The sequence below is a fragment of the Comamonas sp. 26 genome, from assembly GCF_002754475.1.
Classification (GTDB): Bacteria; Pseudomonadota; Gammaproteobacteria; order Burkholderiales; family Burkholderiaceae_C; genus Comamonas.
Window position 1 is genome coordinate 2,931,196 of the sequence record NZ_PEFL01000001.1, and the last position, 13,937, is coordinate 2,945,132.

Annotated in this window: 12 protein-coding genes; 8 read left to right on the plus strand and 4 right to left on the minus strand. The window is 59.3% G+C overall.

Going from position 1 to position 13,937, the window contains the following annotated elements; translation table 11 throughout:
* The first annotated feature begins 24 nt into the window (after positions 1–24).
* The 3 genes from CLU84_RS13670 to CLU84_RS13680 all read left to right on the plus strand — a co-directional run bounded on the left by CLU84_RS13670 (position 25) and on the right by CLU84_RS13680 (position 2,822).
* Positions 25–714, plus strand: coding sequence for a DUF3334 family protein (locus tag CLU84_RS13670; protein ID WP_099737623.1), 690 nt, complete (start codon positions 25–27; stop codon positions 712–714).
* Positions 715–1,082: 368 nt separating this feature from the next.
* Positions 1,083–1,565, plus strand: a complete 483-nt coding sequence (locus CLU84_RS13675; RefSeq protein WP_233210053.1) for a MarR family winged helix-turn-helix transcriptional regulator — start codon at positions 1,083–1,085, stop codon at positions 1,563–1,565.
* A gap of 60 nt (positions 1,566–1,625) precedes the next feature.
* Positions 1,626–2,822, plus strand: a complete 1,197-nt coding sequence (locus CLU84_RS13680; protein ID WP_099737625.1) for a multidrug effflux MFS transporter — start codon at positions 1,626–1,628, stop codon at positions 2,820–2,822.
* A 152-nt stretch (positions 2,823–2,974) separates the two neighbouring features.
* Here CLU84_RS13680 and CLU84_RS13685 read toward each other — a convergent pair whose 3' ends face one another.
* From CLU84_RS13685 to fumC, 3 genes are all read right to left on the minus strand, one after another.
* The gene (locus CLU84_RS13685; protein ID WP_099737626.1) at positions 2,975–4,621 is read right to left on the minus strand and encodes a SulP family inorganic anion transporter; all 1,647 of its coding nucleotides are present in this window, start codon (positions 4,619–4,621) and stop codon (positions 2,975–2,977) included.
* A 7-nt stretch (positions 4,622–4,628) separates the two neighbouring features.
* Positions 4,629–5,309: a ParB-like protein gene (locus tag CLU84_RS13690; RefSeq protein ID WP_099737627.1), complete on the minus strand. Its 681-nt coding sequence runs from the start codon at positions 5,307–5,309 to the stop codon at positions 4,629–4,631.
* A gap of 94 nt (positions 5,310–5,403) precedes the next feature.
* Complete coding sequence (gene fumC, locus CLU84_RS13695) at positions 5,404–6,795, minus strand: class II fumarate hydratase (protein ID WP_099737628.1); 1,392 nt, start codon at positions 6,793–6,795, stop codon at positions 5,404–5,406.
* A gap of 283 nt (positions 6,796–7,078) precedes the next feature.
* Between fumC and CLU84_RS13700 the strand changes: the two genes are divergently transcribed.
* The 5 genes from CLU84_RS13700 to CLU84_RS13720 all read left to right on the plus strand — a co-directional run bounded on the left by CLU84_RS13700 (position 7,079) and on the right by CLU84_RS13720 (position 12,828).
* Positions 7,079–9,223, plus strand: coding sequence for a bifunctional diguanylate cyclase/phosphodiesterase (locus CLU84_RS13700; RefSeq protein ID WP_233210054.1), 2,145 nt, complete (start codon positions 7,079–7,081; stop codon positions 9,221–9,223).
* Positions 9,224–9,367: 144 nt separating this feature from the next.
* Entirely contained in the window at positions 9,368–10,921 is a 1,554-nt protein-coding gene (locus CLU84_RS13705; protein WP_099737629.1) for a fumarate hydratase, read from the plus strand.
* Positions 10,922–11,011: 90 nt separating this feature from the next.
* Positions 11,012–11,272, plus strand: coding sequence for a hypothetical protein (locus CLU84_RS13710; RefSeq protein WP_099737630.1), 261 nt, complete (start codon positions 11,012–11,014; stop codon positions 11,270–11,272).
* Between the two features lie 251 nt (positions 11,273–11,523).
* Positions 11,524–12,114, plus strand: coding sequence for a hypothetical protein (locus tag CLU84_RS13715; protein WP_099737631.1), 591 nt, complete (start codon positions 11,524–11,526; stop codon positions 12,112–12,114).
* A gap of 72 nt (positions 12,115–12,186) precedes the next feature.
* A complete protein-coding gene (locus CLU84_RS13720) occupies positions 12,187–12,828 on the plus strand; it encodes a DUF938 domain-containing protein (RefSeq protein ID WP_199173735.1) in 642 nt (213 codons plus the stop codon).
* Between the two features lie 108 nt (positions 12,829–12,936).
* On the opposite strand, the gene CLU84_RS13725 is transcribed toward CLU84_RS13720, so the two are convergent.
* On the minus strand, positions 12,937–13,809 hold the full coding sequence (locus tag CLU84_RS13725) for a TIGR00730 family Rossman fold protein (RefSeq protein WP_099737633.1): 873 nt from the start codon (positions 13,807–13,809) through the stop codon (positions 12,937–12,939).
* Positions 13,810–13,937 lie beyond the last annotated feature (128 nt).

Below are 13,937 nucleotides of genomic sequence, written 5' to 3' on the forward strand. Positions count from 1 at the left end.
ACGCATCATCGAATCACTTGCGCCATGAGTACACACAACGCCCCCATCATTCACGGCACTGAAGATGTGCTGATTGCCCTGTGCAACTCCGTATCGGGCGTGCTGCAGGTCGCCACCCAGTGCCCAATTCAGTATTCAGGCATGGTGCAGCGCATCACCAAGACCAGCCTCAAGCCTGATATTGGCTGCTTTGTGCTGATTGACGGCGGCTTTTCGGCGCTCATCATCATCAATTTCTCGGCCGAAGCAGCCATGGAGCTGTACCGTAGCTACCTGCTTTCCATGGGCATGGCAGAGAGCGATCTGGCCAACTCCTACACCTCTGACGAGGTGAGCAACGTCATGGGCGAGCTGATGAACCAGGTCGTGGGCGACTTCACCAGCAAGGTACAGCGCGAGCTGCAAACCCATATCGCGCAAAGTCAGCCCAAGATGATCCGCCTGAACAAGCAGGTCAATTTGAGCGTGGACGCCAATCTGGACGCCCCCGAGGCCCGCCGCGTCACTTTCTATACCGGTAACAACAATATCTTCTATCTGGAGATGGCCGTGGACCACATGGAATTCATCAAGATCAAGGACTTCGAGCCACAAGAAAAGCCCGATCCTGATCTGGTCATGGCCCAGGCGCGCGAAGCCCATGCCAAAGCAGCTCCAGCCCTAACCGCCAGCAATAACGACACGGACGATCTGCTCAAGTCTCTCGGTCTGTAAGCCATCCATTCAGGGGCGAGGCAAGCTCCCCTGAAGCTCAAGCCCAGCCCTTGCCCCGGCCTGTCAGCACATTCACTGACAGGCTGCAAGCACCAGACTCCGCCAATCCCCAAGGCGATTGCGTAATGCCTGCAGCAAATTCTCTGTTGTTTGATTCTGTTGTGATGTCGCACCTGCTCTCGCGCAGGCTCCCTGGCACTGCAAAGGCCAAACCGCGCTCTTTTGATGCTCGCCAACACAAGCCTTAGTGCGTCGTTGTTGCCAAGCCTTGTCGTGCTTTTAATACCAAGTGCGGGCAAAACCCTGTAGGCAGCATTAATACATGCATGAACAATAATTTGAATGCCAACTATTTGAATTGCCGCATAATGCCCAGCCACCCATCACGGTCAGACCGCCAGCGCCAGCTCATGTTTGCCATGGCGCAAGTCAACAAGCAGTGGCGGCGCTCACTCGACCGTGTGCTTGCTCCATTGGGTCTGACGCAAGCGCTATGGTTGCCTCTGGTGCATCTGGAGCGCTGCCAGGGCGCCATGCGGCAAAAAGATCTGGCGCAGGCCCTGGCGCTGGATAGTTCTTCCATCGTGCGCCTGATTGATGGCTTGCAGGCGCAGGGCTGGGTAGCGCGGCTGGATGATGCAGACCGCCGAGTCAAGCGGATACAACTCACGCCAGCGGGTCAAGACAAGGCGGAGGCCGTGAAGAAAGTCGTCGCCGAGGTGCGCAGCGAGGTCATGCAGGACTTCCCTGCCGCGCTGCTAGATCAAACGCTGAGCGCACTGGACACCATGCTCAGCAAGATGGCCGCTATGGAGGCAATCGCCACGGGCGGGGAGCAGCCAGACAGCTGACGTCAAGTTCAGTGCCCTTGTCTCGCAACCCTCAGCGCCTCAATCCTCCAATCGCCCTTCATGCAACGCCCTGCCTCCCCCGCTCCCAAAGCCCCCTTGTGGCTGCTGGCCATGGTCACCATTGGCGGCACTCTTGCCATGCACATGTTCATCCCAGCCCTGCCTGATGCAGCCAGACAGCTTGGCAGCAGCAACGGCCAGATGCAGCAGACCATCACCGTCTACATCATGGGCATGGCGCTGGGGCAACTGATCTATGGCCCCATGTCCGATGCGCTGGGGCGCCGCCCCGTTCTTCTGGCGGGCCTTAGCCTCTACACACTGGCCAGTCTGCTCGCCTTCATGGCACCCAGCACTGACATGCTGATTGGCGCGCGGCTGCTGCAGGCGCTGGGTGGCTGCGCAGGTCTGGCGCTAGGCCGCGCCATTGCGCGTGATACGGCCACGCCTGAAAACGCCGTGGGCAGCTTGGCCCTGCTCAACCTGATGATGATGATTGGCCCTGGCATCTCTCCCTCTATCGGCTCCGGGCTGGATGCCGTGTTTGGCTGGCGCTCCATCTTTGCCGCACTGGCCTTGATGGGTCTAGTCACCGCCATCTGCGTATGGCGCCTGCTGCCTGAAACCGGCCGCCCCACAGGTCAGTTGAACTGGCACACCGTGCGCACCGACTACCGTACCCTGCTGGGCTCGCCCCAGTTTCTGGGTTTTGCCATTGGTGGTGGGGGTGCGACCACCTCTCTGTATGCATTTATTGCCGCAGCGCCTTTCATCTTTATCGAGCAACTCCACACCAGCAAGACCGAAGTGGGCCTGATTCTGGGGCTGCTGATGGGCGGCATGGCACTGGGCAATGTGCTGGCCCGCCAGCTGATTCAGCGCGTTTCACTCGACAAACTGATGCTGGGCGGCAACTTGCTCAGCCTGGCCTGCGCGGGCGCGCTGCTGGCGCTGACTCTGGCGCAGCAACTCAATGTCGTGCTGGCCGTTTCGTTGATGACTCTGTTCACCATAGGCTCAGGCATGACCAGCCCAGCCGCTCTGGCCAAGGCGCTGGGCGTACACCCTCACCTGACAGGCTCGGCCGCAGGCGTCTATGGATTTGCCCAGATGGCCGTGGGCGGAATCTGCACCATGGCCGCCAGCGTGGGCGACAACCCCTCACTCTCCGCCTTCTCCGTGCTGTTCATTGCAGGCATTCTGGGGCAACTGGGCTTTCGCTGCGCTTTGCGCCTGAACCCGCCTGCCAAGCACTGAGTCGCGGGCCAAACCACTTTATTCATAGCGGCTTGCATTTTGGAAGGCTTTTTTCAAAGCATTTTTTCTTGAAACACTTGAAAAAACAGGCTCCATCTGCTTTTCTTTCGATAGCAAAAGGCTACTACCTAGTCCGACATGGAGCAGCTGATTCAGTCACTGGCCAGCGCCGTCACCGCATCATCCACGCTCCAGGCCACATAACTGCTCGCCGCCAGCGTGGGAATCTTCACCCGGCCCAGCAACTCGCGCACGCTATCTTTCACGCGCGCCAGCTTTAGCACTAGGCCGCGCTGGGCAATCTGTGTAGCAAATTCGGTCAAGGCCTCTATGGCCGTGCTGTCGAGGTCTGGCGATTCTTCCAGACTCAGCACCACGGCCTTGAGGCCGGTTTTCAAACGGATTTGATCATCCACTTGGGCCAGCAGGCGCACAAACACGGCATCGGCATTGCCAAAGAACAAAGGCTCTTCGGGCCGGGCAATCAGCACGCCGGGCACGCTCTGCGCCTCGGCGTGACGGGCGGTGTCCACATAATCGTGCGACTGGGGAATCTGACCCAGCCAGCTCACACGCGCATCGGCCAGGCGCTTGAGCAGCATCAGCACGCTGGCGCCCATGGCGGCCAGCAGGCCGTCGAGCACGCCCAGCAAGATCACGGCGACAAATGCCACCAGCACCACAAGGCGGTCGCGCCGCCAGACGAAATAGGGTTTGAGCGCCGCCGGATTCAAGGTATGGGCCACGGCATGGATCACGATGGCGGCCAGCAGCGGCTCGGGAATGCGCTCCATCCACGGCAGCAACTGCCACACCAGCAGACCGACCACGGCGCAGGCCACCAGGCTGGCGGCCTTGCTCACGGCGCCCGCCACCTCGTTGGCCGAACTGGCCGAATAACCTGCTCCCACGGGCATGCCCTGAAACAGGGCCGAGAGCATATTCGCCGCACCCAGCACCACCAGGTCGCGGTTGGGCGCCACCGTATCGCCGTGGCGCATGGCCAGGGTGCGAATCGAGCTGTACGACTCGGCATAAATAATCAGCACCAAGGCCACGGCCAGCTGGCCCACGCGCAGCCAGTCGGCCCAATCCAGTGCGGGCAACGCGAGATGCGCGCTCTCGATGGCGATGGTGCCCACGGCCTCAATGCCCCAGCGCTGGCAGTAACCCAGCGCATCAAGGGCAATGCCCGCCGCAATCACCAAGAGCGCCGCCGGCACGGCTTTCCAGCGGCCCAGCAGCCGCAGCAACACCAGGGCCGTCAGCATCATCGTCAGGCCATACCAGTTCCACTGCGGCCATTGGCGCAACACATCCCAGAGGTAGCGCAGAAAATCGCTATGCGCCGGGTGCACGCCCAGGGCCAGCGGCAGCTGCTTGACCACAATCGTTAATGCCAACCCCAGCGCAAAACCGCGCAGCACCGGCTTGGCTATGAACTGCGAAACGGCACCCAGCCTGGCGATGCCGGCCAGCGCCAGCATGACGCCGGCCACCAGTACCATGGCCACGCCCATCAGGTGGCGGTGCTCATCCGTCACATGCAACACCGACGTCGTGGCGGCCAGCAGCACGGCAGCCGACGACGATGTGGACGAGACAATGGCAAAGCGGCTGCTGCCCAGCACAAAGTACACCAGCAGCCCGGCAAACAACGCCATTACGCCGGCCTGAGGCGGTGCGCCGGCAATGCCGGCATAGGCCACGGCCTCGGGCAGCAGCAAGCCGGCAATCGACAGGCCGGCCACCCAATCGGCCGCTTTAGGCCCTTTAGGCATTACCCATTTGGGGCTCATAGTCGGCTCACTTTTTGCGGTGAGGATTGGCTACGGTCTGCATCCCCGTACCGGACCAGCCGGGCAAAAACTCTGCGGCCGGGCTGCGGGCCAGCACCACGGCCTTGCTGATGGCTGCGGCCGACAAGCCCCCGCCATCGGCGGTGCTCAGCTGTTTTTTGTCGAACTGCGGCCGGAAAAAATCGGCCCACAAAAATTCGGTGTACGGTGCCGCATCCTTGGAATAGCCACCGGCTTTACGCACCTCGCCGGCGAGACTCCGGTAGGGGTCGTCGTTGAGCTGACCCAGTTGCTTGGGAATGGCCGAAAAACTGCAGCGCCGCCCTTTTTCGTCGTACGGGTGGGCCCAGTGGTGAAACTCCATCACGCGCCAGAACATGTCGTTGTCACCGGCATTGCCACCGAGACTATCGATATGGCTGTAATCGGCCAGTTGCATGACCCAGACATCATTCTGCGCTTCCTCGATCAGCGCCTGGCCCAGGTGGTGGTGATCCACGATGTAAAAGCGCCCGCGCGGGCCGCGCACGGCAGGGAACCAGTGACTTTGCAGCAATTTCTCGCGGGCGTCGGGCTTGAGCTGCGCCCACTGCGTGCGCTTGGCCGCCACTTCAGCGGCCCCCACCGTCATCTGGGTAGGGCGCAAATCCGCCAAGTTGGCGCGTTCCATGTGCTGCTGGGCTGGCATGTGCTCTCCTCATAAGGGTGATCCGCCATTCTGTGCCAGCGCACAGCCCACCGCGCACCGGCGGAGCCACGCTAGTGCGCCATGCGGTTTTAGCCTACAGGTTGCCCACCATCTGCTCCGGCACCACCCACTGATCAAACTGCTCGGCCGTGACATGGCCGCTGGCAATGGCGGCATCACGGAGGCTGCTGCCCTCCTTGTGCGCCTTCTTGGCGATAAAGGCGGCCTTGTCGTAGCCAATGTGGGTATTGAGCGCCGTCACCAGCATAAGCGAGCGGCCCACCAGCTCATCAATGCGTGCGCGGTTGGGCTCAATGCCCACGGCGCAGTGGTCGTTGAAGCTGACCATGCCATCAGCCAGCAGGCGCACGCTTTGCAGAAAATTATGAGCAATCAGAGGGCGGAACACATTCAGCTCAAAGTTGCCCGAGGCACCGCCAAAGTTAATCGCCACATCGTTGCCGAAGACTTGGGCGCACAGCATGGTCACCGCTTCTGACTGTGTAGGGTTGACCTTGCCCGGCATGATGGAGGAGCCTGGCTCATTCTCAGGAATCGAGATTTCACCCAGCCCGCTGCGCGGTCCAGAAGCCAGCCAGCGCACATCATTGGCGATCTTCATCATGCTGACCGCTACGGTTTTCAGAGCACCATGCGCATGTACTAGGCCATCACAACTCGCTAAAGACTCAAATTTATTGGGTGATGTGACAAACGGGTAGCCCGTCAACTGGGCCAGCTCCGCCGCCACGCCTTCGGCATAGCCCTTGGGCGCATTCAGGCCTGTGCCCACTGCCGTGCCGCCCAGCGCCAGCTCATACAGATGCGGCAGCGCTGCACGTACATGGGACTCCCCATGGGCCAACTGAGCCACCCAGCCAGATATTTCCTGCCCCAGCGTCAGCGGTGTGGCGTCTTGCAAATGGGTGCGGCCAATTTTGACGATATCGACAAACGCCTCGCTCTTTGCCTGCAAAGTAGCGCGCAGCTTGGCCATGGCGGGCAGCAGTCGGCTCTGCATCGCCACCACCGCCGCCACATGCATGGCCGTGGGGTAGACATCGTTGCTGGACTGGCTTTTGTTCACATCGTCATTGGGATGCACCAGGCGCGCCTCGCCGCGCTCGCCGCCCAGCAACTCGCTGGCACGGTTGGCCAGTACCTCGTTAACATTCATATTGGTTTGCGTACCAGAGCCAGTCTGCCACACCACCAGCGGGAACTCTCCCAGGTGCTTGCCACTCAATACCTCATCGGCTGCCGCATTGATGGCCTGTGCTTTCTGCGCACCCAGCAAGCCCAGAGCGTTATTGACAGTGGCGCTGGCTTTTTTGACCTGCGCCAGCGCCGCAATGAGCTCGCGCGGCTGGCGCTCGCCGCTGATGTCGAAGTTCTTCAGCGAGCGCTGAGTCTGCGCGCCCCAGAGCTTGTCGGCCGGAACATCAATCAGGCCAAAAGTATCTTTTTCCTGGCGAATCGCTGTCATAAAAACACTCCTTGCAATACAACGTTGCGTCTCTGTCGAGACGACACTGCGCCTGACAGACACCTGAAACAAGCTCACTCACCATACGGCAAGCGGCCTAGCACATAAGTCAATACCAGCTCAGCTCAAAAACCGCAATCCCACCCCATTCAACATCCTTGAATGGGCAAGAGCCGAAATAGGTAGTTACATTAGGCCCGCATCGGGCATAGAAACCGAGCAGCCTTGCTGAACCAACACATTAATGCTCTCAGACCTTTCCACCCCTCTCGCAGATTCTTTCATGGCATCAAGCTACAGCTTGGTGACCGTGGGCTTTTCCATTGTCATCGCGGTGATGGCATCGTATGTCACGCTAGGTCTGGCCCGTCGCGTGCACTTGGCCTCAGGGGGCATCAGTCGTATCTGGTGGTTAATTGGTTCCATGGTGATGGGCACGGGCATCTGGGCCACCCACTTTGTCGGCATGCAGGCGTTTGAGCTTCCCATCTTGCTGGGCTATCGCGGTGCGCTGACCCTGATTTCATGGTTTGCTGCCGTAGCAGCCTCCGCTCTGGCTTTTGGGGTGACCACCAAGACAGACTACCGCTGGCCGCATTTTGTGTTGGCCTCGCTAGCCATGGGCGGCGGCATCTGCGCCATGCATTACCTGGGCATGCTCGCCATCGACATGTCCATCCCCATTGTCTGGAACTGGAGTCTTGTCGTCATATCCGTCGTGATTGCTGTGCTGGCATCCGCCACGGCTCTCAGCCTGTTTCGCATCATGTTTTCGCTCTCAGGCAAGAAGCTGCGGCTGTTTCAGGTGCTGGCAGCGCTGGTCATGGGCTTTGCCATCTGCGGCATGCACTACACCGGCATGTCAGCTGCCAGCTTTGCCAGCGGCGCCATCTGCCTGAGTGCCGAGGCACTGAACGGTCCTGAGCTGACCACCATCATCGTCCTCACCACGGCCATGCTGCTCATCGCAGCCATGTTCAGCACCGTGCTGGATGCCCGCCTGCAAAGCACGGCATTCAAACTCAACGAGTCATTGAAGGAAAGCAATAGCAAGCTGCAGATGGCCAACAACGAGCTGCGCCAGCGCGCCTTTGCAGACCCGCTGACCAACCTGCCCAACCGCCTGCTGTTTGAAGATCGCCTGATTCACGCCCTGCTAAGGCTGGAGCGCGCCAATCGCTCCAGCGTCAAAGACAGGCTGGGCATTCTGTTTGTGGATCTGGACGGCTTCAAGCCCATCAATGACTCCTTCGGCCACGCGGCAGGCGATGAAATTCTGATTGGCGCAGCCCAGCGCCTGCTGGCACAGGCGCGCTCCAGCGACACTGTGGCCCGCGTGGGTGGTGATGAATTTCTGGTACTCCTTGAAGACGCGCAGGACGCTGCCGCCTGCATGGCCGTCGCCAATCGCATTCTGAAAAGTCTGAGCCAGCCCTTCCAGCTCGGTAACAAAGAGCTGCAGATCACCTGCTCCATCGGCATCGTCGTCTTCCCCGACCATGGCGACCGCGACCACCTGATCGCCAATGCAGACGCGGCCATGTATGTCGCCAAGCGCAATGGCGGCAACAGCTTTGCGGTGTTCGAGCCCCATATGGGCAGCGATGCTTCAGAACAGCTGGAGCTACAAAGTGATTTGCGCAACGCCATTCAGCGTCAGCAAATGTCTCTGCATTACCAGCCCAAAATTGATGGTGAACGCGGAAGCATCATCGGAGTTGAGGCCTTGCTGCGCTGGACTCACCCTGAGCGCGGGATGATCGCACCCGACATCTTCATCCCACTGGCCGAGCGCTTTGGCATCATCATCAACCTGGGCAACTGGGTGATTGAAGAAGCCTGTCGCCAACTGGCCGAATGGCGCGGCATGGGACTGCAGATGCGTGTTGCCATCAATCTTTCCGTGCATCAGCTGCGCGAAAGTGGACTGGCAGAGCGCATTACCCAGACCCTGCAGCGCCACGGTGTGCAGGCCAGCCAGCTGCTGTGCGAGATCACAGAATCCGTGGCCATGGAAGACACACAGGCCACCCAGCGCACTTTTGAAGAGCTGCGCGAAATCGGCGTCTATCTCTCCATTGATGACTTTGGCACCGGCTACTCCAGCCTCAACTACCTGCGCCAGTTGCCCGCGCAGCAGCTCAAGATTGACCGCAGCTTCATCCGCGACCTGGAAACTGAAGAGGATGCCCGTGCCGTGGTTCATGCCGTCGTCCACCTGGCCCACGCGCTGGGCCTGCGCGTAGTGGCTGAAGGCGTTGAAACCGCCGCCCAGCGCGACATTCTGCTCAATATGCACTGCGACGAGCTTCAAGGCTACTTCTACGCCAAGCCCATGCCTGCCGACAGACTGCTGGCCTGGGCCAAGGGCGACAAGCAAGATGATCAGGCCGACTTCTCCACATCCATCCTCGGTGGCTTGAGCTAAGCCTCAGATCCGCAGTACCAGCCCCAAGTCATATATAAGACTTGCGGGTTATGGGCTGCAAAACTTGTCGTCTGGCACCATAATCATGGGGTTTACCGTACGCACCCCACGCGTACAGAAGATTGCAACCCCGAGAAGCCCCCGATGACAACTTCCATCCGCCAGCAGGACCTGATCGACTCCGTCGCAGGTGCCCTTCAGTACATCAGCTACTACCACACGCCGGATTTCATCCAGCACCTGGCCCGCGCCTATGAGCGCGAGCAAAGCCCTGCGGCCAAGGATGCGATGGCGCAGATTCTGACCAACTCCAAGATGAGCGCCACCGGCCAGCGCCCCATCTGCCAGGACACCGGCATCGTCAACGTGTTTCTGAAGGTGGGCATGGACGTCAAGTGGGACGGCTTCACCATGGGCCTGGAAGACGCTGTGAACGAAGGCGTGCGCCGCGCCTACAACCACCCCGACAACACACTGCGTGCCTCGGTGGTAGCAGACCCCCACTTCAAGCGCAAGAACACCAAGGACAACACGCCTGCCGTCATCAACGTGCAAATTGTGCCCGGCAACACCGTTGAAGTGACCGTGGCCGCAAAGGGCGGCGGCTCCGAGAACAAGTCCAAGATGATCATGATGAACCCCAGCGACGACCTGGTCGAATGGGTTTTGAAGACCATCCCCACCATGGGCGCGGGCTGGTGCCCCCCCGGCATGATCGGCATCGGCATTGGCGGCACGGCTGAAAAAGCCGTTTTGCTGGCCAAAGAAAGCCTGATGGAAGACCTCGACATGTACGAGCTGCAGCAAAAAGCAGCCAGTGGTGCCGAGCTGGACGACGTGGAAAAGCTGCGCCTGGAACTGTTCGAAAAGATCAACGCCCTGGGCATTGGCGCCCAAGGCCTGGGCGGTCTGACCACGGTGCTGGACGTCAAGATCAACATGTACCCCACGCACGCGGCATCGAAGCCCGTGGCCATGATCCCCAACTGCGCCGCTACCCGCCACGCTCACTTCGTGATGGACGGCAGCGGACCTGTGTACCTGGACCCACCGTCGCTAGACACCTGGCCCAAGATCGACTGGGAGCCGGACTACAACAAGTCCAAGCGCGTGGATCTGAACACCCTGACCAAGGAAGAAGTGGCCAGCTGGAAGCCCGGCGACACCATTTTGCTCAACGGCAAAATGCTGACCGGCCGCGACGCTGCCCACAAGCGCATCCAGGACATGCTGGCCAAGGGCGAAAAACTGCCCGTGGACTTCACCAACCGCGTTATCTACTACGTGGGTCCGGTTGACCCCGTGCGCGACGAAGTGGTTGGCCCTGCAGGCCCGACCACCGCCACCCGCATGGACAAGTTCACCGAGATGATGCTGTCGCAAACCGGCCTGATCTCCATGATCGGCAAGTCCGAGCGCGGCCCGGTCGCCATCGAAGCCATCAAAAAGCACAAGAGCGCTTACCTGATGGCCGTGGGCGGCGCCGCCTACCTGGTCTCCAAGGCCATCAAGCACGCCAAGGTCGTGGGCTTTGAAGACCTGGGCATGGAAGCCATCTACGAATTCGATGTGGTGGACATGCCTGTGACCGTGGCCGTTGACGCTGGCGGCACCAGCGCCCACATTACAGGTCCTGCAGTCTGGAAGGAAAAAATTGCGACAGGTGAATTCAAGGGCATCAGCGTGGCTGGTGCTTGATCAAACGTTCGATCAATAACCCGCCTTTGTAATTAATAAAGAACCGCCTTCGGGCGGTTTTCTATTTTTCAACCACTTATCGGCTTCCAGATGATTGATTCCCAGCGTGTACCCGCCGCATTACGCCACTTGATCCCACTCGCGCAGAAGTTTGGCATTAGCGATGACCTCGCACGCGAAGCCATCGTTTCTTCATCCTCAATGGCAGAGATTAAAGTTCTCAAACAGGCAGTTCAAGCCAACAATGCATTGCTGGATGCCTGGCTAGCCGGGCCCGAGGCGACAGACCCTTGCTTCTCGAACGAATACATTGCCTTCAGCGCAATGCGTATGGCAGCAGACTTTGCATGACTGCTGAACGTTTTTCTGTCGCTTGTGCAGTCATCGAAATTTTCCGAATCGTGCCCCTCATTGATAAATACGAAACAGCCATTGCAGCGCCTATCTAAAAAGCGTATGCAGCTATGCTTTTTAATCCTAAAGCGCTTGACTGATGACAGCCCTTATTTGACAGCGCCGTATTTCTTCTAGCATGGCTCCATACCCTACACTGCAAGCTGCATCAGCAAGGCATCAGAAATCGAGTTCGACAAGGAGTTCACATGCGCAAGCCTTTGGCTTTGTTGACAGCCACCGCCACGGCTGCGCTGCTGGCAGGCTGCCTGATACCGGAGCGCTTTACCGCCAAGGTCGATGTGCACCCTGATGCCAGCTTCAGCTATCTCTTTGAGGGCACAGCCGTCGATGCCATGGGCATGATGAAGCTGAGAAAGCAAGGCCTGCTGAGCGAAAAAGACCAGCAGGGGCTGGCCGCTGAAGCACAACAAATGAGCAACGAGCCGGATGTCAAAAAAGCCGTTTACAACGGCAACGCACGCTTCACACTGGAAATCGCGGGCCAGCGCATTGCGGGCGAGTCTTTGCGGCTGCTGGACATGTTCAGCGTGCAGACCGACAAGGACGGTGTAATGACGATTGCGGCCAAGCCACTCAAGGAAAAGGAAAAAAGCGACTTTTCGCAGCTGGGCATCAATGTCAACGGCAAGCTGAAAGTCCGCCTGCCCAGCAATGTAGAGGTGATCTCGCAAAATGCCAGCGCCACGCCGGTGCTGGGTATTGGCTCTTACAGCTGGAAAATTGGCGGTATTGGCGTACGTCCTGAGATCAAGCTGCGCTTCAAGCCCGCTTCCTGACACCCTCGACCACCTCGAATCTCCGTCCAAGGCGGGGCATGATGCAGGCATCTTCGCGCCACCTCTACCGTCATGAACCACACTATGCCCCGACACATCCAGCCACTGCCTTTTGCGCAGGCTTGCGAAAACAATCAAGCCACCATTTTTGCGGTGCTACAAACTGCGCTGCAGGGCAGTCGACATGTACTGGAGATTGGCTCTGGTACCGGCCAGCACAGCGTTTACTTTGCACCGCGCCTGCCGCAACTGACCTGGCAGACCAGCGACCTGACCGATAACCACCCCAGCATTCAGGCATGGCATGCCGCCCACGCTGCGCCCAATCTGCGTGCGCCACTGGAGTTTGATCTGGCCACCAGCGCCTGGCCCACACCAGCAGAGCAGCCTGGGTTTGACGCTGTATTTACCAGCAATACCTGCCACATCGTGGCCTGGCCGCTGGTCCAGCGCATGTTTGAGCTGGTGGGTGCGCACCTGCCTGTAGGCGGCGTATTTGCCATCTATGGCCCATTCAACTACGGCGGCCGCTTTACCAGCAATAGCAACCAGGCCTTTGACGCATGGCTGCGCCAGCGCGATGCCCGCAGTGGGCTGCGTGATTTTGAGGCCGTGATCGCGCTGGCCGAGCAGCACGGCATGCAACTGCAGCTCGATGAGGCCATGCCAGCCAACAACCGCACGCTGGTGTTTCGTAAATCACTGCCTCAGTGATAAAAAACAGCCTTCAGCACTTATCCAAATTGTGCTAAACGCTATGAGTAAGTGAGCAAAAAAGCTGCCAAGGCAGCTTTTTTGTTGGGGGTGCAGGTTTGAGCCCTGTCAGTTCCAGCCATCCTTGTAGAACTGCTGAATCAGCGCCCAGGCCTCGGCTGGATCGTCTGTGTAGCGGAAGAGATTCAGGTCCTTGGCAGAGATGGTGCCCTCTTCGATCAGCGCATCAAAGTTGAGCACCTTCTTCCAGAACTCGGAGCCAAACAGAATCACCGGTACGGGCTTGCTCTTGTGGGTCTGCACCAGCGTCAGCACCTCGAACAGCTCATCCATGGTGCCAAAACCGCCCGGGAAGGCCACCAGAGCCTTGGCGCGCATCATGAAGTGCATTTTGCGCAGCGCAAAGTAATGGAACTTGAAGCTCAGTTCCGGCGTGATGTAAGGGTTGCCATGCTGCTCGTGTGGCAGGTAGATATTCAGACCCACATTGGGTGCACCCGCATCATGCGCGCCGCGGTTGGCCGCTTCCATGATGCCGGGGCCACCGCCCGTACAGATGTAAAAGCGCTCGCTGGGCTCTTGCTTCATGCCTTCGGTCGCCACGATGCGGGCGAACGAACGTGCTGCTTCATAGCGCTGGGCATTGCGCAGACCACGCTCGGCCAGGGCCATGCGCTGGGTATCGCCGCTGGCTTTGGCTTCAGCGAGTTGCTGCTTCGCCTGATCCATGTCCATGAAACGGGCACTGCCATAGACCACGACCGTGTGCTCTATGCCGCGCTCGATCTGGGTCAGATCGGGCTTGAGCATTTCCAGCTGCATGCGGATGCCACGGGTTTCGCGGCGGAACATGAATTCCGGGTCAGCGAAGGCGAGGCGGTTGGATTGAGGCTCTAGCTCTTTGCCGTTGTGGGCCTGGTTGTGCAACTCAGCCCAGGCATTGGCCAGATCGGTATCAGACAGGGGGGAAGAGATTTGCATGAGCCCTCAGTTCTTAGAATGCTGAGCAGCACGGGCTACGAGATCATCAAGGATTTAGTAGCGCTGACCGCCCATCCATCAAACACTTCAATATCAAACACACCTGTAGTGCATGTGATGCTTGCACT